Source organism: Caballeronia sp. 11_S32, assembly GCF_056930355.1.
On record NZ_JBXOWH010000007.1, the window covers coordinates 37,521 to 63,168 of the forward strand.

The window sequence follows — 25,648 nt, forward strand, 5'->3', positions numbered from 1 at the left end:
TGCTGAAAGGATCAAACATGAACCAACCGATTGCTGGATTGAGCAAGCCGCTCGCGGGCGTCAAAGTCCTCGAACTTTCACAGATCATGGCCGGCCCGACCTGCGGATTGATGCTCGCAGACCTGGGTGCGGATGTGATCAAAATCGAACGCTATCCGCAAGGCGACGATGCGCGGCGCTACCGTCGTGCAGGGGACGACGGGTTGCCACCCTCGTTCATGATGCTTAACCGGGGCAAGCGCTCCATCGCACTTGATATCAAGCGGCCCGAAGGCAAGGCAGCGCTGTTGAAACTCGTCGAGCAAAGCGATGTCGTGACGGAGAATTTCCGCATGGGCGTGATGGAGCGGCTGGGCCTCGGATACGACGTCCTTCGTGAAGCGAACCCTGCGCTTGTCTACTGCGCCATCACTGGATATGGCCGCACTGGGCCACTGGCTGCTCGCGGTGGGTTTGACCTGATCCTTCAAGCGTTTAGTGGACTAATCAGCGTCACCGGCGAAGATGGGGGCGATCCCGTCAAACCCGGCGTCTCGATTGCTGACGTGAATGCCGGCATTCTGGCGGCTTTTGGCACGCTTGCGGCATATATCGAGAGATTGCGAACCGGACAGGGACAACGTGTCGATACGTCATTGCTGCAAGCCTCGATGCAGCATATGTACTGGTATGCGGCGGCTTATTTCTCCCGAGGTATTGTTCCGAAGCCCGCGGGTACCGCGCATCCGTTGATCGCGCCGTACCAGGTGTACAAGTGCAGCGATGGCGGTCTCGCGATCGGTGGCGCCAATGAGACGAATTGGGGGCGCGTCGCGCAGGTACTTGGCCACCCGGAATGGGTAGAGGATCCCCGCTTCAACACGCCGGACATTCGACTTGCTAACCGCCGGGAGCTTGAGGTGCTCATCAATGAGATCCTTTCAAAAGATACCCGTTCGGCCTGGGCGTCGCGATTCGATGCGGCTCAGGTTCCCTGCGGTCCAGTCCAGACGGTCGGTGAGGCGTTGGATCATGAGCAAACGCGCAGCGTGAGAATGGTCGTTGACGTTCAGTCGCCCGAAGGCGGTTCAATGCGCGCGCTTGGCCTTCCGGTATTGCTCAACGGGTCTTCCTACGTTGCTGAGGCACCGGCGCCGCGCGTCGGGCAGGACACTACCGAGGTCCTGCGTGAGTATGGTTTTGCGGACGACGATATCAACCAGCTCTTGGACTCGGGCGCTGCTTTCCAGGGCGATGCCTCCGAGCCGCTGACGGCGGACGAATTGTGAGATGACCATGAACGGATCCCTGAGCGTGGAAAGTGAAGTTGTGGTTGACAGAGATATCGTGGTCGAAATCGCCCACGGCGTCGCAGTGGTGAGGTTGAACCGCGAAGCCAAGCGAAATGCCTTGACGCTCGCTCTGTGGAAGCGTCTTGGCACGACGTTCTCACAATTGGATGCCAATCCCGAGGTTCGATCGATCGTCTTGACGGGTACCGGCGCCAGTTTTTGTGCCGGGGCCGACATATCCGAGTTCAACCAAGTCCGAGGCGATGCGGAACAGGCGGTCGTGTACGAGAACGCATACGATGCCTGCTGCGATGCGATCGCCGCCACCTCTAAGCCAACGATCGCAGCGATTAACGGCTTCTGCATGGGTGGTGGATGTAACGTTGCCATGTCTTGTGACTTCAGGGTTGCCGTTCCCGCCGCGGCGTTTTCAATCCCCGCGGCTCGTTTGTCGATTGTTTATGGCGTGAAAGGTACGCGCAGGCTGTTCAACCTCGTAGGCTTGTCCAACGCCAAGCACATTCTGTATTCGGCCAGCCGCTTTGATGCTGAGCGGGCTCTGCGAATCGGATTTGTTGATGAGGTGGCAGCAGACGCGCTCGCGTCGGCATCACAGTTCGCCCTGGAACTTGCTTCAAACGCCCCGCTTACGATCAAGGGCGCGAAGTACATACTCGACGGTCTTGCCAGCACGAACAACGATATTTCGGAGTTGAAAGTCAAGCAGCTCATGGACGAGGCCGCCCAGAGTCACGACTATCTCGAAGGCCGCGCGGCATTTGCTGAGAAGCGACGTCCACAGTTCCGTGGTTACTAGCGCAGATCTGGGGCGGGTCACGATCATCATCGGACGACTCGATTGGCTAGCCTGAAGGTCTCAGACTGAAGGAATCACGCATGAAGATTCACGAGTACCAGGGTAAGGAAATCCTGCAGAAATTCGGCGTCGCAGTCCCGCGTGGCAAACCCGTGTTCTCGGTGGATGATGCGGTCAAGGCCGCGGAAGAGCTGGGCGGCCCGGTTTGGGTCGTCAAGGCGCAGATTCACGCCGGCGGCCGCGGTAAGGGCGGCGGCGTGAAGGTCGCGAAGTCGATCGAGCAGGTCCGCGAATACGCGAACCAGATCCTCGGCATGCAGCTCGTCACGCACCAGACCGGCCCGGAAGGCCAGAAGGTGAATCGCCTGCTGATCGAAGAAGGCGCGGACATCAAGAAGGAACTGTACGTCGGCCTCGTGCTCGACCGCGTTTCGCAGAAGATCGTCGTGATGGCGTCGAGCGAAGGCGGCATGGACATCGAGGAAGTCGCGGAAAAGACGCCGGAACTGCTGCACAAGTTCGCCGTCGAGCCGTCGACGGGTCTGCTGGACAAGGACGCCGATGACCTCGCACGCAAGATCGGCATCCCCGATGCATCGATCCCGCAGGCGCGCGCGATCCTTCAGGGTCTCTACAAGGCGTTCTTCGAAACCGACGCATCGCTCGCGGAAATCAACCCGCTGATCGTGACGGGCGACGGCAAGGTCATCGCGCTCGACGCCAAGTTCAACTTCGATTCGAACGCGCTGTTCCGTCATCCGGAAATCGTCGCGTACCGCGATCTGGACGAAGAAGATCCGGCTGAAGTCGAAGCGTCGAAGTTCGACCTCGCGTACATCTCGCTCGACGGCAACATCGGCTGTCTCGTGAACGGCGCAGGCCTCGCGATGGCGACGATGGACACCATCAAGCTGTTCGGCGGCGAGCCTGCCAACTTCCTGGACGTCGGCGGCGGCGCCACGACGGAGAAGGTGACCGAAGCGTTCAAGCTGATGCTCAAGAATCCGAACCTGAAGGCGATTCTGGTGAACATCTTCGGCGGCATCATGCGCTGCGACGTGATCGCGGAAGGCGTGGTCGTCGCGTCGAAGGCGGTGGACCTCAAGGTGCCGCTCGTCGTGCGCATGAAGGGCACAAACGAAGACCTCGGCAAGAAGATGCTGGCTGACTCGGGCTTGCCGATCATTTCGGCCGACAGCATGGAAGAAGCCGCTCAGAAGGTCGTCGCGGCAGCCGAAGGCAAATAAGTGTCGCGACGGGCTCTCGCGAGCCGCGCGCCCTTGCCATCACGAGCGTCCCACCGGATGTGAGTGACGGCGCTCTTGCCGACACAACATGCGCGCAACGCACCGCCGTCAAGCGAACAGAGGTTCATACATGTCGATTCTGATCAACAAAGACACGAAGGTCATCACGCAGGGCATCACCGGCAAGACCGGGCAGTTCCACACGCGCGCCTGCCGCGAATACGCTAACGGCCGCGAAGCGTACGTCGCGGGTGTGAACCCGAAGCGCGCGGGCGAAGACTTCGAAGGCATTCCGATCTACGCGTCCGTCAAGGAGGCGAAGGCTGAAACCGGCGCAACGGTTTCGGTGATCTACGTGCCGCCGGCAGGCGCTGCTGCTGCGATCTGGGAAGCCGTCGAGGCCGACCTTGATCTCGCGATCTGCATCACGGAAGGCATTCCGGTCCGCGACATGCTGGAAATCAAGGACCGCATGCGCCGCGAAAACCGCAAGACGTTGCTGCTCGGACCGAACTGCCCCGGCACGATCACGCCGGACGAACTGAAGATCGGCATCATGCCGGGTCACATTCACCGCAAGGGCCGCATCGGCGTCGTGTCGCGTTCGGGCACGCTGACGTACGAAGCAGTGGGCCAGCTGACGGCGCTGGGCCTCGGTCAATCGTCGGCGGTGGGTATCGGCGGCGATCCGATCAACGGTCTGAAGCACATTGACGTGATGAAGATGTTCAACGACGATCCCGAAACGGACGCCGTCATCATGATCGGCGAGATCGGCGGTCCGGACGAAGCGAATGCCGCTTATTGGATCAAGGACAACATGAAGAAGCCGGTGGTTGGCTTTATCGCGGGCGTGACGGCGCCTCCGGGCAAGCGCATGGGCCACGCGGGCGCGCTGATCTCGGGCGGTGCGGACACGGCGGACGCCAAGCTGGAAATCATGGACGCGTGTGGCATCAAGGTCACGAAGAACCCGTCGGAAATGGCGCGGTTGCTGAAGTCGGTGATTTGACCCGCCCAAACCCCCAGCCGCAAAACCCTGGTCGTCGATCCGTAAAACCGGCATTGGAGAAAAAGTCCGCTCAATGCTCGATCTGCCGTGCGCCCTCCCACCTCCCCGAAGCGAGCATGTCCTCCAGGACTTTCACAACTGTGTCTCGCACGACCTCTGCGGCTCGGCTGAGGGGGAGGTTGTCGGACACGCATAGCGAAAGTTCGCGTTGAAGAGTGCGCCCGCTTATCGACGCAATGCCTATCTGCCCCCTCTCGACATACTCAGCAACGGCTGACCATGGGAGCACGGTCCATCCCAGTCGCGCTGTCACCAGACGTACCAGCATGTCAGTTGCGCTCACCTCGCTTACGAGCCGGAATGCGAGATGTTCGGCGAGGAACGCCGCGTCGATTCGCTGACGGATGGTGCTCGGCAGACTGGGTAATATCAATGGATGGCGCGCCACGTCCTTCAGCCGCAGTGTCTTCTTTTCAATATCTTCCGAAGCCGGGTACACGACATATAGTTCCTCGTGAATCAGCGGCTGTATGGTGGTTCCTCTGCGCGGCTGCGCGTCCACGGCGACAGCAATATCAATTTTTCCATTTGCGACTAGATCGACAAGCTCGGCGCTGGGTCGCTCCACGATCTCCAGAAGGATCCGCTCGTAGGAGCGCAACTCTTCGAGCAACTTCACCGCCAGGATCTTTCCTGTGCTTCCGGGAATGCCGATTACAACATGACCTGATGGATGCTCGCCTTCCTGAGATACGGCAACACGAACGTCCTCGAACTGCTTTAAGAGCGACTTTGCATGTCGATAAAGGACCTCGCCCGCGCCGGTCAGTCTGACCCCCTGAGCCGTCCTGTCGAACAACCGGGTATCAAGCTCGCCTTCCAGGTTCGCGATCTGCTGACTCAGCGCGGGCTGGGCAATCCGAAGCGACTCGGACGCACGGGTCATGTTGCCGAGCTCGGCGATGCGTGCAAAGTACTTCAGTTGCTTGAAGTCCATCTGGTGTCTCCTGCGAATCGACTAGCGGATTCTCGTCACGCTGCATGAAATAAGAAACCGCGATTGGCCTATACGTTTTCCATATTTTAAATCTATCGCTCGAAAACTTAAACTGGCCTTATAGAACGCCGGACATCCCAAGCACCCAAGAGGCGTCCGTACACGGATGGAGACAACCTTATGAATGCAAGTACAGAACACCTTGCCGCAGCCTATCCCTCGCCCGATTCGGGTGTGCAGAAGCGGGTGATCTTCGCTTCCTCTTTGGGAACGATGTTTGAGTGGTATGACTTCTTTCTCGCTGGCTCCCTGGCGGTGCAGATCTCTCACAGCGTCTTTTCCGGGGTAAACCCTACCGCCGCCTTCATCTTCACGTTGCTGAGTTTCGCAGCTGGGTTCGCTGTGCGGCCGTTCGGGGCACTCGTCTTTGGCCGCATTGGCGACATGGTGGGGCGCAAGTACACGTTTTTGGTCACGATCTCCTTGATGGGCGTGGCGACATTTGTCATTGGATTGCTGCCGGGATATGCCTCGATCGGCATTGCCGCACCGATCCTTTTTGTTGGCATGCGGATGCTGCAGGGGCTCGCACTGGGCGGTGAATACGGTGGTGCAGTGGTCTATGTTGCTGAGCACAGTAGCAACGAAACCCGAGGAGCTAAGACTGCCTGGATCCAGGCCACTGCGGCGCTCGGGCTGTTGCTTTCGCTGGCGGTGATTCTTCCTACACGGTACCTGCTGGGGGAAACGAGTTTCATGGCATGGGGCTGGCGAGTGCCGTTCCTTGTCTCGCTGCTCCTGCTCATGATCTCACTTTGGATCCGGGTAAAGCTGCACGAATCGCCCGAGTTCGAGCGCATGAAGCGCGAGGGCACGACGTCTAAGTCGCCGATCTCGGAAGCGTTTGGTCAATGGCGCAATCTGAAGCTCGTGCTGCTGGGCCTGTTCGGCATGGTGATGGGCCAAGCTGTCGTTTGGTATGCGGGCCAGTTCTACAGCATGTTCTTTCTGACGCAAACCCTGAAGGTTGATGGCGGAACGGCGAACCTTCTCATCATTGTCGCGACAATCATCACGACGCCGTTCTACGTCATCTTCGGCAAGCTCTCGGACCGAATCGGCCGCAAACCGGTCTTTCTATCGGGATGTTTGCTGGCAGCGCTCTTCTTCTTCCCTCTGTTCAAAGGGCTCACGCATTTCGCAAACCCGGCGCTCGAAGCTGCGCAACAAAAGGCGCCCATTACTGTTCGAGCAGATCCAGGTGAGTGCAGCTTTCAGTTCAACCCCGCAGGCACTTCGAAGTTTGTGAGCTCCTGCGATATCGCTCGAAGCGCAATCACCAAGGCGGGCTTGAACTACACCGACGAACCGTCGCCCAAAGGGCAAGTCGCACAAATCAAAATTGGCGAACGCGTGATCACCAGTTTTGACGGGAAGGCATCGAACGCAGCGGCGCTTTCGAAGACCTTCGACGCAGACATTGCCAAAGCCTTACATGATGCGGGGTATGAAACCGGCCCGGCGGACCCGGCGCGCATCAACAAGCCGATGACGATCCTGCTGATTGTCTGTCTCATGCTGTTTGGCACGATGACATACGGTCCGATTGCCGCAATGCTGGTCGAGTTGTTTCCTTCGCGCATTCGCTATACAGCAATGTCGCTGCCGTACCACGTAGGCATTGGCTGGTTCGGTGGGTTTTTGCCTGCAGCGTCCTTCGCGATCTCTGCTGCGTCGGGTGATATCTACTCGGGTCTCTGGTATCCGGTAAGTCTCGCCGCAGTATGCTTTGTCGTGTGTCTGCTGTTCGTCAAAGAGAGCAAAGGCGCTGATATCTATACGAGCCGCGCAGACCAGCAAAAGAAGGCTTAAGGGGGAGTCATGGGATTCGCAAGTTCACAAGGCGTGCAGCTCTACGTCGAAAAGACGGGGCAGGGCACTCCGATTGTCTTCATTCATGAGTTCGCCGGTGATTACAGGAACTGGGAAAACCAAGTTCGGTTCCTGTCGCGTCGTTACCAATGCATCACGTTCAATGCTCGTGGTTACCCGCCATCGGATGTGCCCGAAGATCCGGAGCAATACAGTCAGGCGCACTCGGTGGAGGACATCGCGAACGTCATGCGGTACTGCAACGTCAAGAAAGCTCACATTGTCGGCCTGTCCATGGGGGGATACGCGACGGTGAACTTCGGGATCGCCCATCCGGAGATGGCGCGCTCTTTGGTGATCGCCGGCGCAGGACACGGCTCAGATCCGCAAGGACGTGAGCGCTTCTTGCACGACAGCGGGGAACTGGCCGACCGGCTGCTTTCACTGGGTATGCAGGAAGGGATCGTTCACTATGCGAATAGTCCGATCAGACGTCGATACAAAGAGAAGGATCCGCGCGGCTTCGAAGAATTCAACAAACAGTTTGCCGAACACTCCCCACTGGGCTCAGCACTGACGACGCGCGGCTACCAAATGCGTCGCTCAACGATCTACGAATTGGAACCCAAGCTAAAGGCCTTAGATGTTCCCGCGCTGATCGTCACAGGCGACGACGACGAGCCCTGCCTGGGTCCCGCGATTTTCATGAAGAAGACCATCCCGAACTCGCGCCTTTGGGTGGTCCCCCGGACCAGTCACCCGGTGAATCTCGAAGAGCCGGATGGCTTCAATCGGGCAGTGCTCGATTTCTTCACCGAGATCGACCAGACCTCGAACGCGTAGGCACAGACATGAATCTGGAACTCCAAGGAAAATCGGTTCTGGTTACAGGCGGATCCCGTGGTATTGGGTACGCCTGCTGTGAGATGTTCGCTGCCGAAGGATGCAACGTCACTATTCTCGGAAGCCAGAAGCACAGCGTCGACAGCGCATCCGCACGCCTCGAAGCTGTGGTCGGTCGTAGGGTGGACGCTATTTGTCTCGACCTTGGCAAGCCGGACACGATGTCTGAGATACGAGATCGCCTTCGCTCAATGGACATCATTGTGAATAACGCCGGCGCAATCCCGGGTGGGGGGCTTGAAGACCTATCCGATTCCAGGTGGCGCGAGGCGTGGGACCTTAAGGTGCATGGTTACATCAACACCACGCGCGAGGCGCTTCCTGCAATGATTGAGCGGGGTACCGGCGTCATTGTGAACATCATTGGGATTGCCGGCGCTGCACCGCGCTATGACTATATCTGCGGGTCCAGCGGGAACTCCGCGCTAATGACTTTTACGAAGGCGGCCGGCGCGCACGCTGCCCGCCACGGAGTGCGCGTCGTCGGTGTCAACCCAGGCCCGACCGAAACGGATCGGCTGGTAAAGCTTTATCAATCCCGCGCTGCCGAGCGATTTGGCGACGCCTCGAGATGGCAGGAAATGCTCGCAGACATGCCATTCGGCCGCGTGGCAAAGCCCGAAGAGATCGCAAGCCTGGTTGTTTTTCTTGCCTCTGCCCGAGCCTCGTACATCAGCGGCACGATCGTCGATGTCGACGGCGGCGCAATGTATGGCTGAAAGCGAGCCGGTATCGCCTCGTTGATTTGAAACGATCGTGGGTGCCTCCTCGTAGCCCAAAGTTCCGAGATGGACGGCGTGGGGAGACTCGTTCGCGCCGAATGTTCTCGATGACACAGCAGGTAAGCGAAAGCAGCACCGCCACTTCCTATCGAAATAGAGATCGAAAGAATGTCCCTTTCCTTTGAAACCACGCCGAGAATCATCTGCGAACAGGGTAGTGCGCAGCGTTTGCCCGAGATTGTCGCGGGTGTTGGCGGCGCTCGTGTGCTGATGGTGACCGACAAGGGCATGCAAGCGACTGGCCTACTCGAACCAGTCATTGCTGCGTTTGCTAAGGCCGGTCAAGAAGCGATCGTCTATGCCGATGTCCAGGCAGACCCACCGGAAGAAGTGGTGCTTGCGGCAGTCGAATTTGCAGTCCAGCACGAGATTGATGCGGTCGTCGGAATCGGCGGCGGAAGCTCAATGGACACCGCGAAGCTCGTGGCTCTTCTGGCCAGGACGAAGCAACCCCTCGCTGAGATTTATGGGATTGGCCTTGCGAAGGGGCCACGACTGCCTCTGATTCAAGTACCGACCACTGCCGGTACCGGATCGGAGGCGACGCCTATTTCGATCGTCACAACGCCGACGCACGAGAAGAAAGGCGTCGTTTCCCCGCTACTCTATCCGGACGTTGCGGTCCTCGATGGGTTGCTCACGCTTGGCTTGCCGCCGGTGGTGACCGCAATGACAGGCATCGACGCGATGGTGCATGCCATTGAGGCATACACGAGCCGTCACAAGAAGAATCTGCTTTCCGATATGTTCGCGTTGAAGGCTTTGACTCTTCTGTACTCCAACATCCGCCGCGCGGTAAGCGAGGGTGCGGATGCACAAGCACGCGAGCAGATGCTCCTAGGCTCGCTACTGGCGGGTATCGCATTCGCCAACGCGCCGGTCGCGGCTGTACACGCGCTGGCCTACCCGCTTGGTGGGCACTACGGACTTCCCCATGGGCTGACCAATTCTCTGATGCTTGTGCCGGTGTTGCGCTTCAACGAACGCATAGCGGCTCCTCTGTATGCGGAGCTCGGCAGGGCCATGCTTCCCGAACTTCGCTCCATGCCTGACGCCGCAGCGTCGAAAGCGTTTGTCGACGAGATTGCCACGTTGGTGCGCGAAATGCCATACGCCCAGACTCTGCGCGAGGCGGGAATTCCCGCAAGCGCACTACCGATGCTGGCGACCGACGCGATGAACGTCAAGAGATTGCTGATCAATAATCCACGCGACGTCGATTACGAGGACGCGCTTGCTCTGTATCAGGAAGCGTTTTAATGGAGGCACCTGAATGACGCCAGAATTTACAAGAAACGACTTCTCCTACTTCGCAGAAGTATCCACGAGGTGGATGGACAACGATATCTACGGCCACGTCAACAATGTCACTTACTACAGCTACTTCGATACTGCGGTCAACCAACATCTGATTCATCACGGTGTGCTCGACATTCATCGCGGAGATGTGGTGGCCTTTGTCGTCGACAGCGCATGCTCTTACTTCAAACCGATAGCGTTTCCCGAGGTATTACAGATTGGAGTACGCGTGGACCGGATTGGCCGCTCGAGCGTCCGTTATGAACTCGCGATCTTCAGCGGGCACGATGCCGCGCCATCCGCTGCAGGCCACTTTGTGCATGTCTATGTCAGCAGGGCCACAGGGCAATCGGTTGAGGTGCCTGATCAAGTAAGATCGCTTTTGCAAAGCCTGATTGTTACCGGCTCTGCCAAACAGCCCCAGGCAGTCGAGTGAGCCGTTCACGTTTGACCGACGTTGTACCGGGGCCAACTACCGTGAAGGCGGTCGTGCCTCGCTTATTGACATTGCATTCGGCGACAGAGGCAGCGTCGCGACGCGCTGCGGGTCGGACCTTTCTTCGGAGATATCGTCGGCATCCGCAAGAAAGGCGACTGCGTCCGCATGCGTCTCAAAGATGTGTGCGGCGGCCGCTCTTTTACGCAACGCTTCCCCAAGCTTCAGGCGCATGAACGCGCTTGTTGTGTATCGCGTCGCGGATGCGTAGTACTTCTCCTGCAGTGTGTGGATCATCGAGAAATATTGATCCGCGACGGAATCATCAAGTTGGAAGCCATCGTAGTTGACGATCAAGGACACCTTCTTTCCAATGCCAACGCACAGTGCTTCGAAGACGCGTCGGACGCTCTCGACGTCTTCCGGCGTTCTGATCGATAGCTTTTCGAAGTTGGCGAAAAGGGTATTCCTGCTTGCGTCGTATGCCACCCGGTCGCTCAGACTTAAGTCCAGCAGGAAGGCCGCAAGCTCCATCGGCTGGTGGTCGAAGATTCGCATGTCCATCGGTCGAACTTTGCCGATGATTGGTCTGAAATCCATATGAGCGAAGATGTCACGGTCAACGTCGATGCCTGGGGCAACCTCGATCAATTCGAGCCCCTCGGCAACTCGCCTGAAGACGCACCGCTCCGTCACGTAGAGGACGGGTTGTGCGCGAGCGGCAGCGAGCGAGCCGTTGAACGTGATCTGCTCAACGGAATCGACAAACTTCCGTTTCGACCCTTCGGACACGATCCTGAGACGGCCATCCTCGACGGCAACTTTGAGTCCGCCAGTTGTGAAGGTACCGGCAAACACCAGTTCGCGTGCGTTCTGGCTAATGTTGATAAAGCCACCGGAACCTGCAAGTTTGGATCCAAACCGGCTGACATTCACGTTCCCGCATCGGTCCACCTCGGCCATGCCGAGGCAGGCAAGGTCAAGGCCCCCACCGTCATAGAAATCGAACTGCTGGTTCTGGTGAAGCAGGGCGTCACTGTTGATCGCCGCACCGAAGTTCAGCCCCCCTTGCGGCATACCTCCGATGATTCCCGGCTCTGCCGTAAGCGTCAGGCTACTGAGCAGCTTTTCCTCGGCTGCAACCGCGCCGAGCAGTTCCGGCATTCCGATTCCGAGATTGACGACACCGCCTAACGGTAACTGGAAGGCGCAGCGTCGAGCGATAATTTTGCGCTCGTCGAGAGGCACACGCGCGATTGAATCTACCGGGATGCGCATCTCACCGGATAGGGCAGCATCGTATGACGTGCCATAGGTTTGGACTTGCGTGCCTGGCGGAGCAACGACGATGCAGTCAACAAAAATGCCCGGCACGACGACCGAACGTGTGTCCAGCGTTCCTGACTGCGCGATCCGCTCGACTTGGGCGATAACAAGTCCACCGGAGTTATGTGCAGCCATCGCCATCGCCTGAGCGTCAAGCACAAGCGCCTCGCGCTCCATCGTGATGTTGCCGGCAGGGTCTGCTGTCGTACCTCTGATCAGGGCGACGTTGACGGGAAACGATTTGTAAAGTAACCATTCGTCGCCATCGATGTCGATCTCCCGAACCAAGTTCTCGGTGGTGCAAGCGTTCACCTTTCCGCCCCCGAGTCGAGGATCGACAAATGTTCCCAGGCCGACCTTTGTTAGCGTTCCGGCACGCTTCGCGGAGATGTCTCGAAAGAGATGGGAAATTACGCCCAGCGGAAGATTGTAGGCTTCAATCTCATTATCGCTGGCCATTCGCGCAAGCTTTGGGACGAGCGACCAATGCCCGCCAATCGCCCGTTTGACCAATCCGTTCCTGGCTAATCGATTGAGGCCTTGCTCTTTTCCGTCGCCGGGGGCAGCGGCAAAAATCAAAGTCAGATCGCGAGGGTATCCACTGACACTATGACGTCGCTCCAATGCCGACAGGAGCTGCTCTGGCGTGCCGATGCCAACGAACCCGGAACACGCAATCGAGTCCGCGTCTTGAATCAACGCGATTGCTTGATCGGCTGTGACGACCTTGTTCTTCATGTTTCATGTCCCGGAAGCGGCGTATTCTTCTTCTCCAGCGTCAGTCGCGGTAGAAGATAAAAAACGGCCGATAGATTCGATCTGATCGTCGGACATTAGCGCCGGAGCATGCCCGCACCCGTTCATCGTTACGGCGTGCACTTTGCCTGCTTTCGCAGCGGGTCCGCGGGTCAACATTGATTTAAACGTCGCCTCGGAAAGCAAATCCGATTCAGCACCTCGTATCACCAGCACGGGGCAGTGAATCTTGTCCCATAAGTGCCAAAGGATGACGTCTGCCCACAGTGGAATGCCAAATCTACCGCCGATGGCGGGATCGTAATGGAACCGCAATCGGCCTCGGCCGTCCGGAACCACGCTGGTCTCGGTGAGATGCCGCCATTGAGCGTCGGTTAATTCGCCGAACGGCGCATGTATGTCACGCAGGTGTTCTTCTGCTTCATCCATCGAGCCGAAGCGCCATTCGCGTCGAAGGTAGTTGCCGATCCGGTGGAGGGCATGGACCGATACGCGGCCGCCGATGTCGTTCAGAACCAGTCGTCGGATGGGTGATGACTCTTCGGCTGCCAGCATCATCCCGATGTGGCCGCCCAACGACGTCCCGACCCAGTCAATGTGCTCGATGTCAAGCCTTGCAATCAGAGCCGACATCGCCAAGGTATAAGCGCGGTCGGTGTAATGAAAAGGCGACATGAGCCAATCACTTCGCCCGCGCCCCGGAAGGTCGGGCGCAATGACCCGCGCCCCGGTTTCAGCAAGAGCCGCTGCGAGAACATCAAAATCACGTCCGGTGCGTGACACGCCATGGACGCACATGATTGTCTGCTCAGCCCGAGTGGGACCCCATTCGTAGTATCCGAGCTTCCGAAAACCACCTCGTGTGAGGATTGGCAGTTCTCTAAACTTCGGCTTCATGCGTAGGTGTCCCTCGGGCGCAACCAGTCCACAATCCCTTTGCCAAAGAGCCCCTGTGACTTGCCACCGACGAATACGCCAACGTGTCCGCCATCGAGCCCAATCTCGGTGTAGTCGGTCGTCCCGACAGCATCTTTGAGGGCACGGCTGGTTGGCGGCGGCACGATATGATCATCCTTCGCGTAGACATTCAGAACCGGCGAAGTTATGTCGGAGAGCTTGACCAAACGACCGCCGATCTCGAACTCGCCTCGGATCAACTCGTTGTTTTTGTACAGGTTCAATAGAAGCTGCTTGGCGGCTTCGCCCGGATGAGGCGGGCGATCGAGAAGCCATTTTTCCATTCGAAGGAAATTCAGGAGTTTCTTCTCGTCGCCGAACGCGTCCAACATGCCCAAGTTATATTTGGACATCGTCGCGCTCGGGGTCATCAAGGCGAAGGCATAGCTCATGAACTCGCCCGGCAGGTTGCCATTCGCGTCGATCAAACGGTCGATGTCCTCCGCAGTCAGACTCTTGATCCAGGCATTCAACAGCCCGTGATTGAGCTTCCCATCGGCCTGATCCTGATGGAAGTCGATTGGCGTGATTGCCAGAGCAAGGTTCTTGATCTTTTGGGGATAGAGTGCCGCGTAGCAAGCGGAGAACACGCCCCCTTCGCAGATGCCCAGCAGGTTGATCGCGTCCAGATCGTGCTCGTTGCGGATGAAATCGACACAGTCGTTGAGATAGCCATCGACGTAATCGTCAAACGTGAGCCACCGCTCATTGCGGGTGGCGCATCCCCAATCGACGGCGTAGACGTCTACGCCCAGCGCGAGCAAGTTCCGCAGCAGTGATCGATCTTCCTGCAGATCGGTCATCGTGTAGCGTCCGACTAGGCCATACGCCACCAGCACAGGGGTTTGTACAGCCCGAGGTGTTTGTGATTTGTAGCGATACAGCGTCGTCTTGTCGACGCGAAACACGACGTCCTTGTCAGCGGTGGAGATTTGGACGTCCCTGTCCCTCACGCGCGAAAGCATCTCTTGCCCTCGGAGCATCTTGACGCCGAAGTCGGATAGTTCCGTTAGTGCTTGAACGGCATTTGTGTTCTTGGCCTTGTTCATGCTGCCTCCTCAACGCTTTTCGATCCGGATTTGCGCTTCTTTTCCGACGATGCTGCTGTGGTTGGGGGGGAAGTTCGGGTCAGCGTTCGAACTTGCCGACGCAGCTCGGCGACGGTGCGTTGCATCTCGTCGATTTCGTGTCGAGTCGGGATGTGATTCGCCTCGCAGAAGGCGTGTGCGATCTCCTGCTCTTTCAGTCGATAATCCGAGGCGGTCCGCAGCAAGCGGCGCTGTGCTTCAAGGAACTCGTCCGAGCGATACGTTTCGATAAGTACGTCGTTTGCTACCTTCAACCAACGATTCGTCAACTCTCGCCATGTCGTGGGAGGCGTCGCCGAGATGTCGCCGTATTGCTTCGCGAAAAGTTCATACGCTTTCTTCCAGGCGGCTTGGATGACCGATTGGTAGGCAGCGATATCCTTTGAGCGTTGCGCACCCAACTGGCGAAGCTCTGCGGCCTTTCGATCAAGGTCCCAAAGCGTTGCGTATTGAGGCCCCTCGACGATCTGTCGCAAACTGGCGTCGAGCGCGTCGATGCCTTGACCGGCCCATTTAGACGGCGAAAACATGTCCTGCATGGATTGTGGGCGTAACTGCGACGCTCCGCCGAGCCGCTCCGACATTGCGGAGAACTGCTCGATAGATTCCTTCCAAACGTTCCGAAGCTCGTTGAAGGATTCGACGAAGGGGGGAGAGGCCGGCTTTCCGTGCGCTTCGGGCGGTGTCGAATCCGCGGGCAACCACGCCGACCAGAGATGTTGCTGTGCGTCGCTCCACGCCTTGAAAATTTCGTTCATTTGAAGACCACCACTTGTCGCATAGCTTTATTTTCGTGAAGCTGGTCAAAGCCGATGTTGATATCGTCGAGCCGGATCCGACCGCTCAACAGCTTGTCGACGGGAAGGCGACCTTGCTTATAAAGATCGACGAACCGTGGGATGTCACGAGAGGGCACACAAGTGCCGATGTAACTTCCCTTGATGGTGCGCTCTTCGGCCACGAGACTGACAGCGGGAAGACCGAAGAGTGCGCCGGATGGGGGAAGGCCCGCTGTGACGGTTGTCCCGCCGCGTCGCGTGATGTCATAGGCCAACTGAAGCGCTGGGATCACTCCGGCGAACTCAAATGCAAAATCAACACCGCCTTCGGTCACGTCGCGGACCTGGGAGGCGGCCTCATTGCTGCCGGCGTTGACCACATGGGTCGCGCCCAGTTCGCGAGCGTATTCAAGCTTCTGGTCGGATAGGTCGATCGCAATGACGTGCCGCGCGCCGGCAGCACGCGCGGCGATCAACGCAGCCATGCCCACGCCTCCCAACCCAATGATGGCAACCGACGCGCCGACTCTGACCTGCGCGGTGTTCACGACCGCGCCCACGCCCGTCAGTACTGCGCATCCAAACAGTGCCGCCTCGTCCAAGGGCACAGACGGATCAATTTTCACCACCGAACGTCTGGAAACCACCGCATATTCGGCAAACACCGAGCATCCAAGATGATGGTTAATGTCGACGCCATCCTGTGAAAGGCGGTGGGCGCCAGACAATAACGTCCCGGCGCCGTTCGCCTTCGCTCCGGGTTCGCACAAGGCGGGACGTCCCTCTGAACACGGAGCGCAATGACCACAACTCGGCACGAAGACAACAACGACATGATCGCCGGGCGCAAGATCAGAAACCCGCTCGCCAGTTTGGACGACTACGCCGGCAGCTTCGTGTCCGAGCGCCATGGGCATCGGGCGCGGCCGGCTGCCGTTGATGACCGAGAGGTCCGAGTGGCAAAGGCCCGCAGCTGCGATTCTGATGAGCACCTCGTCAGCGCCCGGAGGAGCTAGTTCGAGCGTGCGAATAGACAGGGGACGGGAGTCGGCGTAGGGCGGCTGGAGACCCATCTGTTCAAGCACTGCTGCTCTGACCTTCATGCAATGGTCCTCCGTTGGTCTGGTTTTTGAAGAAACGACTCGCCCGATTTCCGATGCACATTGGATTAGTTCACCGTATCGTTGTGCGATATTGATAGCACGCAGACAATCAGTCAATCAGGAAATCCCGTAGTAATAAACTGATTGACAGATTGTCTGATAGCAGGAAAGATGGATCGTCGGTGCTGCTCGGCGGCTGCCGTCGACCATCGCGACAAAATCCCGCACGATCGTCCACGCTTCGAGTCACTGGTACCGGTCCTCCCGGCGCCGATATTTGATTTGCTCGATTGAGCAAAGGTATCTTCAAGCCTTAAGTGCAGCGCGGGGCTTTTGTTGTCAATTTGTGCGGCCGGCCCGAGAGAGGCGGGGAGCGTTTCCATCACGGAGATCGAGACGTTAGCAACTCTTTCGTTTTTCGAGCACAAGTAGTCGCTTACAGCGGCCCCGCGGCTGTGCACCCCCTAAGAACTGTCGCAACTGAGCGGTTTAATTGCCCAACTGAGGAGGAGGACTCGACCGATACACCAGCCTTTAGGCGTTTGCATAAACGCGTTCGATAGGAAGATTAATCTCCATGGAGAAGACATGAGTGATCACGTGTATAAACAGATTGAAATTACCGGCTCGTCGGCGACGTCAAGTGATGACGCCGCGCGCGTAGCCATAGAACGGGCGTCGACCACGCTTCGTAATCTGCAATGGTTCGAGGTGAAAGAGACGCGCGGCAACATCCAGGATGGAAAGGTCGCGCACTGGCAGGTGACGCTGAAAGTTGGACTTCTACTGGATGACTGACCTGCAGTCAGGTCGGTCGAGGTGACAGGATCTCGCATAAACGGCCACCGCCCGCGATGAGATTTACGGGCGGCGGCCGCCCGTGCGCGGAAAGAACGCGAGAACAGCCCTTGTGATCGCTTAGCCGTGGATGCCGGGAAGTACTCGACACGCTGTAACTCGCGACACCTTGCCCAGATACGACGGACTGCACGGTCTGTGCCTTCAGACTTTGCGTTCCATCCTGCTCTGGTTAGTTCGCAAACCCACGACCCCATTTCCCATTGAAGGCGAGCTCCTTTAGCGGACGCCGGGAACGGGGCGCCGCTTCACCTTTTTTCATCTTCTCGTCTAACCTGGCCGGATCACCATGATGACCTATCGCGATCATGGCGAGGATCTCTACGTCGTTCGGCACACTGAACTTCGCACGGAACGCGTCAATGTCAAAGCCGGCCATCGCGTGAGCCGCCAGACCAAGTGCATGCGCCTGCAACATGAGTGCCATGGCTGCAGCGCCTGCGTCGTAAGACGCGGTGCGATTGGGTTCCCCCTTGGCGTCGATCGTATTTGTAGCGACGCACACCAACACTGGGACCTGCTCGTTCCATGTCTGATTGAACGGCACCAGGGTGGCAAACGCCTCTTGGAAAGAGGCGGAATCCTGGAACCGGTCAAACACCAGGAAGCGCCAGGGTTGCATGTTGAATGACGAAGGCGCCCAACGGGCAGCCTCAAGAACAGACCCGAGTTGCTCGCCCGTTACACGTTGCTCTGAGAATGCCCGCGGGCTCCAACGGCCCGCGAGGAGTTCGTGAATGTCGGTATCCGTCGATGCAGGTTTCAAGTTCATGTCTGTCAGCCAAATTGGCAAGTTCCCGGAGCGCGGAAGCTTCGCACGCCAGTTGCGTTCAAGAAGCGATCTTGGGGTCGCGTCGCCGGAGAACGATCATCTTCTCTTCCGTCATGTCCAGCATGCTCTCTTTGATGCCGCCGACCCCGTATCCGGATTGGCGGCGGCCGGCAAAAGGCATCCAGTCGACGCGGAAGGCCGTGTGGTCGTTCACAAGGACGGCGGATGCTTCGATCCGCTGCGCGACGTACATTGCGACATCGATGTCCTGAGCAAAGACCGAAGCCTGGAACGCAAAAGGCAAACTGTTGGCACGAGCCAGTGCGTCATTGACGTTGCTATATCGATAGATACAGGCGACTGGGCCGAATATTTCCCGGTTCGTCAAGTAACTGTCTTCGGATGGCTCCACCACTACGGTCGGCGCATAGGTGGTGTCTCCAAGTCGCGTGCCTCCGACAACAACGCGCGCGCCTGACGCGACAGCCTCGTTCACCCACTGTTCAACGCGATCGACCTCGCGTGGAAGGATAAGAGGGCCTACTTCGGTTTCTTTGTTCAGCGGATCGCCTACGCACAACGTCGCTACGCGGGCGACAAAGCGTTCGAGGAATGCGTCGAAGATTCGGTCATGCACGAAGATGCGCTGGGTCGACACACACACTTGGCCGGCATGGTAGTAAGCGCCCTTGGCAAGTGGCTCTATGATCTGGTCCAAATCTGCAGAAGCGTCGATGATTGCTGGCGCCGCTCCGCCGTGTTCCAACGTACAACGTGTGCCAGGGGGTAGCTTACTCTTGAGTTCCCAGCCAACCTTCGCGGAACCGATGAACGAGAGGTAAGCGATTCGCGGATCGGTAGCAAGCTTCTGAGCGACCTCGTTGTCGCTCGTAATCAAGGTTTGTACCCACTCTGGCGGCACGCCGGCCTGATGGATAAGTTCCACCAGGCGCAGGCAGGACAGGGGTGTGGTAGCCGCCGGTTTCACGATGACAGGGCAGCCAACCGCGATGGCCGGCACAACTTGATGCACGATCAAGTTCAGAGGATGGTTGAACGCTGAGATCGCGGCCACAGGTCCGATCGGCTCACGCGTCGTGAATGCCCAGCGGTTCTCGCTCGCTGCGGTAAGTCCCATCGGAACTTCGCGACCAGCGAAGGAGCGAAGTTCTTCGGCTGCGGACCGTATGCCGTCAACCGCTCGAGTCGCTTCACCCAAGGCGTCGGCCCATGGCTTGCCGCCTTCCCTGGCAATCAGACCGGTTAGCTCCGTCTGACGCTCTTGCACCAAGTCCGCCAGCTTATACAGGGCTTTCGCTCGTTCGTGAGTGCTCATCCACTTTTCGCGCCGCTGAAAGACCGCGTGCGCGACCGTAAGCTTATGCGCCAAGTCGTCGATGGTGTCCTCGGCAACGCTGTTGATTCGCTCCCGATCGTAGGCTTGGAACACGTGTAACGTCGCTTCACTGTGGGATTGCATGAGTCAAAAACCTGTTGGAGTTGTGACGGTGGAGCTGAGACGCTGCGCGAACGGACCCAAAGATATGCCTTCGCAAAGTAGCTCGGCTCGGATAAGGGGCCTGTAGCGGGCCGCGGTAGTAAAGCGCAGCCGCTCCCGACGCAAGTCGCTTTTCTGCCTTCGAAGTTAGCTGGGCGCGCCCTCGGGGTAGGTCGGAATGTCGGGTGCAGTTTGGGTCCACGGCGCGGCGTGGGAACACCAAACACGCATTTCGGGCTTGATACCGGGGTCATCGTCGAGCGTGGCTGCGCGAAGCACGACGAACGGGAGTTCTGGACGTTCAGCGTACACGTGGCTACCGCACTTCGAACAGAAATGTCGCAGCTTACCGGGCGTTGATTCGAATGCGCTCAGCGCTTGCGCACCACTTGTCACCCGGAAGTGCTCTCTCTTCACCCGAGCAGCCGTGTTGTGGTCGGCCGCATGCGCCTTTCGACAAGTCTGGCAAAGGCAATCCCAGATCGATCCGTCAATCGCGTCAACTTCGTAGTTCACCGCTTTGCACAAACAACTTCCGTGGAGCGTCATGTCAATTCTCGATCAAAGGCCCGCATGATTCGAGGCCGTATGCATTTTCCGAAGCTGAACGGATATCGAAACTAGCTGATGATGCTCGCATAGAATGCGAGCACGATGAACCAAAGTACGATCCGCCCCGCCAGTGAAATTCAAGTCCGCTGATGGCGGTTTAGTGAGGCCGCATGGTGACGCCGCTGCCTGACGGAGGGAAAACGCGCCAAGCGCCATCGTCATGCCGGAAAAAGACAAGCTCAATTAGTCCAATCGACCGCAGCACCTCGACGCAAACGAAACGGCGGTGGCCTGGTTGAGTGCGGCTAAAGCGAGTCACGCGAACTGGAGCTGAACCCGCTGGCGAGAGCCACTTCTCAACTGATGATCTCAGTGTATTTCGCACTGGTCCTTGTCCCTCGTTCACACTCGCTCCTTGAATCAGTTAGTCGTTTCCACAACCGAATAAACCGGTCGGTACCGACGCCATTTCAGGCCGCCTGGAGGTCCAGGAATCGAGAAATCGCGAGCTTGCCGTCTTGGTAAAGCAGCGGCGCGATCGCCTCTTCGACCCGGACGCCAGTTACACGCCCGACGATAACGTCATGCCCGCCGTAATGAATTTGGCTATCAACCTCGCAAACGATGGCCGCTTGCGCATCCGCCAGGACGGGCACGCCCTCGCTGTGATCCCAATGTCCGTGCTGGAAGCGCTCCGCGCCTTTGACTTTTCCGCTGAAGAGGCCAACGAGATCCCGATGCTCATCGCGGAGCAGGTTCACAACGAATTCTCCGCGCTGAATGAGCGGCCGGGAGATGCTTGCGTTGCGGTTGACGCAAATAAGCAGGGCGGGCGGATCGACGCAAAGCGAACTCACGGCCGTGGCAACCATCCCAAACGGCTGCCCATCTTGCTCTGTCGAAATGATGGCGATCGTCGAAGTCAGGCGTCGCATGGCCAGCTTGAAAGCTTGCGACAAGTCCTGCTGCTCACGAGCAGATTCAAGTCCTTGCTGAGCGATGGCAGCGTTCACCGTTTGCGAAAGTTGCTGAGTCATTTCTTGTCTCCGAATCAGTTTGGATTGGACCGCGTGACAGGAAAGGTAGCTGCCACCGTGGACCACACACCACTTTTGACCGTCACTGTCGCGAACTTTGCTGTGCAAGTTTCGCTCGTGGGTCGTGGTTGTGAGTTCAGTATAGGAACGTCATCAATAGGTTAAAAATATTGAATTCGTATCGGCCCATCGCGAAAAACGATGGGGAAAATCACGTGCTCTAATCGCCTCCGCCCAATCGTGGCGGCCGATCCCGCTATCGTATGACCGATGCACTGACGACCAAATTCGGTCGTTCGCCCCGATAAAAATCTTGGTGTATCATTCAGATTGACAGACAATCTGTCAATAGGTGAATCTGACGAGCAGATAATTCGTCATCGAGGAGGCGATCGGTGCGAAACTTAGCAGGACGCTTACTTGAATGCCTGCATCGGATTGACTGTCGGAGGAGTTATGGGACTGGAAGGAAAAGTTGCGGTTGTAACGGGAGGTGGGAGCGGCATCGGTCGTGCAACGGCGCAGCTTTTTGCGCGTGAGGGCGCCACGGTCGTGGTAGTCGACAAGAACCGCGAGGCGGCCGAAACCGTGGCGAAGGAGATCGGCGCAGGCGCAGTAGGGGTCGGGACCGACGTCGGTCAACCCGAACAGATTCGCGAGCTATTTGCCTTCGTCGATAGGCAGTTCTCACGCCTCGACATCTTGGCGAACAATGCCGGATATGGCGTGCCCGGCACGGTTGAGGAGCTTTCGGTCGAAGACTGGGACGGAATCATGAACGTAAATGTTCGTGGCATCTTCCTGTGCTCGAAGTACGCGATCCCCGTCATGAAACGCTCAGGTGGGGGAGCGATTGTCAATACCGGGTCTTATACCGCATCGGTCGCGATCAAGAATCGTGCCGCGTACGTCACTTCAAAGGGTGCGATCGCGTCGCTGACGCGCGCCATGGCGCTCGACCACGCTGATCAGAACATTCGCGTCAACTGCGTTGCTCCCGGTTCGATCGCGTCGCCGTGGTTTGATCGTTCGTTCGCAGAAAGCGATAATGCAGCTAATCTGCGCGCAGAGTTGGACGCTCGAGCCCCCATGAACAGAATGGGGCGCCCCGAGGAGATAGCCGAAGCCATCTTGTGGCTTGCGTCGGACAGAGCGTCGTTTGCAACCGGGTCCGTGCTTACCGTAGACGGCGGAACATCGATCTGGTAAGTCTGCACGGTTTCGTGTGGTGATTTTTTACCGTCCAACAACACAGTGTGATCATGTCTACCGTTAATTTGCAGATACCTCGTCAGGCCGCAACGATACGCTTGCTCGTTGAAGAGAAACTGCGTGAAGCAATTTCCAGCGGCCAGTTTGCGCCGGGACAGCGTTTGGTCGAACGAGAGCTCTGTGAAATGACCGGCGTTGGACGCACGTCGATTCGCGAAGCTCTCCGTCAACTTGAGGCGGAGGGTCTGATTACGACGATCCCTCATCGCGGTCCGGTTGTCAGCACGATGACGCTCGAAGAGACCCGCAACCTCTATGCGTTCCGAGGCTTGCTCGAGGGGTATGCCGGTCGTCGCTTTGCAGAGATCGGCAGCGCGGAGCAGGTTGCTGCGCTCGAAGAAGCGTTCAAAGATTTCAAAGCGGCGGCGAAGCGTGCAGACAGGAAGGCATTGCTAGAAGCGAAGACTAAGTTCTATACGGTTCTCCTCGAAGGCGGTGGCAACCCCTTCGTGACACAGACTCTCACTGCTTTGCACAATCGGATCAGTGCGCTACGGGGCACGTCCATGACCAAGCCTGGTCGTCTCAAGCAAAGTGTCGCCGAGATCCAGGAGATCGTCGACGCAATCAAGGAAGGCGATGGTGACCGCGCCGGTCGTGCATGCGAGCGGCACATCAACATCGCCAGCGGCGTCGCCCTGGAGATGATTGCTAACTCCCCGTCAGAATAGTTTTAGCGGTATACCCGCATCTCGACGAGGCAAGCTCGTCAACACCACGCCCAGAACCGCAATCGTGCGGCCTGTAGCCTTGTAGCGACGGGTCGCACGGCGAGCGCGCCACTCGCACGACGCCCCCTTTTTCTAAGCCCAGCGCTGCTTGGCGGGATACGGTCCTACGCGGCCGTCGCTGCGCGCAGGCCGCGCGTATCACCACCCCGATTTCCCTTTCTCCGGCTCCCTCGGCGACCTCTATTTCACAGCGCATCCAGCGGCCGCATTTGTAAGCGCGACGCGCTTTCACCGATGGCCGCGCAGGGTCGAATATCGCCTGATATAAACGTCCGCTTCGCCTCCCACTGACCCTCAGTAAATCCGTTTCGCATTAGGGATAATCCCACCTCAGTTCAACAGATTGACTCATTGACAGATTGTCTGAGAGCGGACATTATCAAGCCCATGGTTGAGGCATGCAGAAAGCCCCACCGAAGCAAGAACGAGTGCGGGATGTCCCGTTTGCTCAATTGACCAGGAGTTGCGCAATGCAGAACAAACGTGAAGTGTCGGAGAAGTTTCAGCGCGGTCTTAAGACGCGTAAGGAAGTGCTGGGAAGCGAGTATGTGGAAAAATCGGTTCAAGGAGCCGACGATTTCAATTGGCCGATGCAGGAGCTGGTCACCGAGTATTGCTGGGACGAGATCTGGAATCGCCCCGGCCTCGATCGTCGCAGCCGCAGCCTGTTGAATCTGGCAATGATTTCTGCGCTCAATCGACCGCATGAGCTGAAGCTTCACGTGCGTGGCGCGATTCATAACGGGCTGACGAAACAGGAAATCTCCGAAGTGTTCCTGCAAGTCGCCATTTATTGCGGCGTCCCAGCCGCCGTCGACAGCTTCCGCATTGCCAAAGAAACCTTCAACGAGATGAATCTCGACTGAAGCACGGTAAAACGCATGGCGCACTCTGGCGATCCGGAGGTCGCGCCGGCCCGAAATCAACTCCGCTGCAACCGATCAGACAGGCGAAAGAAAATGCATGTTTTTGCGCAACTCGGTGACCGCTTGAAGACTGCGCTCGCTGACCAGGAAATTCCGCGCTTGGCGGCCGGACTTTCGGCAGTCGTTGAACTGGCTACTGCTGGACAAGCTATCCGATTCGCTGTCAAAGACGGTGCGGCCGAGATCATTGATGGTTCGGCAGACGCAGATATCCGGATTGAGGCCGCGCAAGCAGAGTGGGCCAAGGTGATCAGCGTCCCGCCGCCGCCAACGTATCACTCGTTCACGGCACTCGATCTTGCCAATCCTGCCTTCGAGGTGAAAGGGGAACCTGTCGTCGTCGCGCAGTGCCGACCGTTGCTGGAGCGAGTCTTCGAATTGATTGTGGCGGTTGAGCCGATGCGCTCGATACCCGTCAAGCGTGACATTACCAGCGTGAATGGCCGCTACTATCCCGTTACCATCAACGGCATCACGCACAACGTCTTTGTAGAACGTTCGGGTGAAGGCGCACCCGTCTTGTTCCTTCATACGGCCGGCGCTGATGCGCGGCAATACCTCGGACAGCTCTCCGATGTTGAGCTTGCTCGCAGCCATTCGATGTGGGCCGTAGACATGCCGTTTCACGGTCGTTCCTTGCCGCCCGCAGAATGGACGGGGGCGCCGTACAAACTGACCGCCGACCTGTATCTCTCGTGGTGTGTGGCGATTATCGAGCAAGTCATCAAGGCTCCTGCCTATGTGGTCGGAGGGTCAATGGGTGCCGCGATGGCAATGGTCCTGGCGGCCAAGCGACCCGACCTGGTCAAAGGGATCGTTGCGGTCGAGCCGCCGTTTCGCTCGACAGGACGACGTAATCCCTTCCAACACCACGTCGGCGTTCATGGCTCTTTGCACAACGCGAGCTATGTTCGCGGCTTGATGAGTCCATTCAGCCCCGAGAGCGATAGAAGGCAGGCTGCGTGGATCTATTCTCAAGGTGCGCCGGGGATCTACACCGGTGACCTCGCCTTCTACAGCGAAGAATTCGATGGAGCGGTGATCGGTCCGCAGATCGATTGTTCGCGCACTCCGGTCGCACTGCTTTGCGGCACCTACGATTACTCGGCCTCTCCGGAGGACGGACGCAAACTCGCCGAGGTTATTCGTGGCGCTCAAATGGTCGTCATGGAGGGGCTAGGGCACTTCCCGATGTGCGAGAACGCAGACCTCTTCCGCCCCTATCTCGTAGATGCGCTTGCGTCCATCAGCGAACAACAAAGCTGACATAGAACGATAACCAACATGGGTAGGCTAGCTCATCGGTAGCTGTCTCCCACGAAGAAATCCACAATTAGAAGGGAATAAGCCCTCTATC

Annotated in this window: 24 protein-coding genes; 14 read left to right on the plus strand and 10 right to left on the minus strand. The window is 58.0% G+C overall.

The features are described from left to right. Positions 1–17 precede the first annotated feature (17 nt). The 4 genes from AC1Z32_RS40915 (at position 18) to sucD (ending at position 4,347) form a co-directional block, all read left to right on the plus strand. Entirely contained in the window at positions 18–1,268 is a 1,251-nt protein-coding gene (locus tag AC1Z32_RS40915) for a CaiB/BaiF CoA transferase family protein (protein ID WP_483484563.1), read from the plus strand. Positions 1,269–1,275: 7 nt separating this feature from the next. After that, positions 1,276–2,088 (plus strand): enoyl-CoA hydratase-related protein, encoded by an 813-nt coding sequence (locus AC1Z32_RS40920; protein ID WP_483484564.1) that lies wholly within the window; start codon positions 1,276–1,278, stop codon positions 2,086–2,088. 65 nt (positions 2,089–2,153) lie between these two features. Continuing rightward, positions 2,154–3,335: an ADP-forming succinate--CoA ligase subunit beta gene (gene sucC, locus AC1Z32_RS40925; protein WP_483484648.1), complete on the plus strand. Its 1,182-nt coding sequence runs from the start codon at positions 2,154–2,156 to the stop codon at positions 3,333–3,335. A 130-nt stretch (positions 3,336–3,465) separates the two neighbouring features. Further along, positions 3,466–4,347: a succinate--CoA ligase subunit alpha gene (sucD, locus tag AC1Z32_RS40930; protein WP_483484565.1), complete on the plus strand. Its 882-nt coding sequence runs from the start codon at positions 3,466–3,468 to the stop codon at positions 4,345–4,347. A gap of 70 nt (positions 4,348–4,417) precedes the next feature. Here sucD and AC1Z32_RS40935 read toward each other — a convergent pair whose 3' ends face one another. Next, positions 4,418–5,344 carry a LysR substrate-binding domain-containing protein gene (locus AC1Z32_RS40935; protein ID WP_483484566.1) on the minus strand — a complete coding sequence of 309 codons (927 nt, stop codon included), beginning with the start codon at positions 5,342–5,344 and terminating at the stop codon, positions 4,418–4,420. Between the two features lie 180 nt (positions 5,345–5,524). Here AC1Z32_RS40935 and AC1Z32_RS40940 point away from each other — a divergent pair, with 180 nt between their 5' ends. The 5 genes from AC1Z32_RS40940 (at position 5,525) to AC1Z32_RS40960 (ending at position 10,636) form a co-directional block, all read left to right on the plus strand. Next, entirely contained in the window at positions 5,525–7,216 is a 1,692-nt protein-coding gene (locus AC1Z32_RS40940; protein ID WP_483484567.1) for an MFS transporter, read from the plus strand. 9 nt (positions 7,217–7,225) lie between these two features. Continuing rightward, the gene (locus tag AC1Z32_RS40945) at positions 7,226–8,059 is read left to right on the plus strand and encodes an alpha/beta fold hydrolase (RefSeq protein WP_483484568.1); all 834 of its coding nucleotides are present in this window, start codon (positions 7,226–7,228) and stop codon (positions 8,057–8,059) included. Positions 8,060–8,067: 8 nt separating this feature from the next. Continuing rightward, entirely contained in the window at positions 8,068–8,838 is a 771-nt protein-coding gene (locus tag AC1Z32_RS40950; RefSeq protein ID WP_483484569.1) for a short-chain dehydrogenase/reductase, read from the plus strand. 171 nt (positions 8,839–9,009) lie between these two features. Then, entirely contained in the window at positions 9,010–10,161 is a 1,152-nt protein-coding gene (locus AC1Z32_RS40955) for an iron-containing alcohol dehydrogenase (RefSeq protein WP_483484570.1), read from the plus strand. Between the two features lie 13 nt (positions 10,162–10,174). Further along, complete coding sequence (locus AC1Z32_RS40960) at positions 10,175–10,636, plus strand: acyl-CoA thioesterase (RefSeq protein ID WP_483484571.1); 462 nt, start codon at positions 10,175–10,177, stop codon at positions 10,634–10,636. 36 nt (positions 10,637–10,672) lie between these two features. Here AC1Z32_RS40960 and AC1Z32_RS40965 read toward each other — a convergent pair whose 3' ends face one another. From AC1Z32_RS40965 to AC1Z32_RS40985, 5 genes are read right to left on the minus strand one after another with little or no spacing between them, the layout of a single operon-like run. Beyond that, on the minus strand, positions 10,673–12,700 hold the full coding sequence (locus AC1Z32_RS40965) for an acyl CoA:acetate/3-ketoacid CoA transferase (protein ID WP_483484572.1): 2,028 nt from the start codon (positions 12,698–12,700) through the stop codon (positions 10,673–10,675). Positions 12,701–12,703: 3 nt separating this feature from the next. After that, positions 12,704–13,615 (minus strand): alpha/beta fold hydrolase, encoded by a 912-nt coding sequence (locus tag AC1Z32_RS40970; protein ID WP_483484573.1) that lies wholly within the window; start codon positions 13,613–13,615, stop codon positions 12,704–12,706. Next, complete coding sequence (gene phaC / locus AC1Z32_RS40975) at positions 13,612–14,724, minus strand: class III poly(R)-hydroxyalkanoic acid synthase subunit PhaC (RefSeq protein WP_483484574.1); 1,113 nt, start codon at positions 14,722–14,724, stop codon at positions 13,612–13,614. The genes AC1Z32_RS40970 and phaC overlap by 4 nt, the downstream gene beginning before the upstream one ends. Then, entirely contained in the window at positions 14,721–15,521 is an 801-nt protein-coding gene (locus tag AC1Z32_RS40980; RefSeq protein WP_483484575.1) for a poly(R)-hydroxyalkanoic acid synthase subunit PhaE, read from the minus strand. The genes phaC and AC1Z32_RS40980 overlap by 4 nt, the downstream gene beginning before the upstream one ends. Next, positions 15,518–16,645 (minus strand): zinc-dependent alcohol dehydrogenase family protein, encoded by a 1,128-nt coding sequence (locus AC1Z32_RS40985; RefSeq protein ID WP_483484576.1) that lies wholly within the window; start codon positions 16,643–16,645, stop codon positions 15,518–15,520. The genes AC1Z32_RS40980 and AC1Z32_RS40985 overlap by 4 nt, the downstream gene beginning before the upstream one ends. A gap of 588 nt (positions 16,646–17,233) precedes the next feature. Between AC1Z32_RS40985 and AC1Z32_RS40990 the strand changes: the two genes are divergently transcribed. After that, positions 17,234–17,443 (plus strand): dodecin, encoded by a 210-nt coding sequence (locus AC1Z32_RS40990; protein WP_483484577.1) that lies wholly within the window; start codon positions 17,234–17,236, stop codon positions 17,441–17,443. Positions 17,444–17,675: 232 nt separating this feature from the next. Here the strand turns inward: AC1Z32_RS40990 and AC1Z32_RS40995 are convergent, their stop codons facing one another. The 4 genes from AC1Z32_RS40995 to AC1Z32_RS41010 all read right to left on the minus strand — a co-directional run bounded on the left by AC1Z32_RS40995 (position 17,676) and on the right by AC1Z32_RS41010 (position 21,362). Further along, a complete protein-coding gene (locus AC1Z32_RS40995; RefSeq protein WP_483484578.1) occupies positions 17,676–18,275 on the minus strand; it encodes a nitroreductase family protein in 600 nt (199 codons plus the stop codon). A gap of 58 nt (positions 18,276–18,333) precedes the next feature. Then, complete coding sequence (locus AC1Z32_RS41000) at positions 18,334–19,755, minus strand: aldehyde dehydrogenase family protein (protein ID WP_483484579.1); 1,422 nt, start codon at positions 19,753–19,755, stop codon at positions 18,334–18,336. A 165-nt stretch (positions 19,756–19,920) separates the two neighbouring features. Then, positions 19,921–20,322, minus strand: a complete 402-nt coding sequence (locus AC1Z32_RS41005; RefSeq protein WP_483484580.1) for a GFA family protein — start codon at positions 20,320–20,322, stop codon at positions 19,921–19,923. 473 nt (positions 20,323–20,795) lie between these two features. Further along, a complete protein-coding gene (locus AC1Z32_RS41010; RefSeq protein WP_483484581.1) occupies positions 20,796–21,362 on the minus strand; it encodes a flavin reductase family protein in 567 nt (188 codons plus the stop codon). 456 nt (positions 21,363–21,818) lie between these two features. Here AC1Z32_RS41010 and AC1Z32_RS41015 point away from each other — a divergent pair, with 456 nt between their 5' ends. The 4 genes from AC1Z32_RS41015 (at position 21,819) to AC1Z32_RS41030 (ending at position 25,557) form a co-directional block, all read left to right on the plus strand. Then, positions 21,819–22,571: an SDR family oxidoreductase gene (locus tag AC1Z32_RS41015; RefSeq protein ID WP_483484582.1), complete on the plus strand. Its 753-nt coding sequence runs from the start codon at positions 21,819–21,821 to the stop codon at positions 22,569–22,571. Positions 22,572–22,624: 53 nt separating this feature from the next. Then, positions 22,625–23,305, plus strand: a complete 681-nt coding sequence (locus tag AC1Z32_RS41020; RefSeq protein WP_483484583.1) for a GntR family transcriptional regulator — start codon at positions 22,625–22,627, stop codon at positions 23,303–23,305. A 530-nt stretch (positions 23,306–23,835) separates the two neighbouring features. Continuing rightward, positions 23,836–24,231, plus strand: a complete 396-nt coding sequence (locus tag AC1Z32_RS41025) for a carboxymuconolactone decarboxylase family protein (protein ID WP_483484584.1) — start codon at positions 23,836–23,838, stop codon at positions 24,229–24,231. Between the two features lie 93 nt (positions 24,232–24,324). Next, on the plus strand, positions 24,325–25,557 hold the full coding sequence (locus AC1Z32_RS41030) for an alpha/beta fold hydrolase (protein ID WP_483484585.1): 1,233 nt from the start codon (positions 24,325–24,327) through the stop codon (positions 25,555–25,557). The last annotated feature ends 91 nt before the right edge of the window (positions 25,558–25,648 follow it).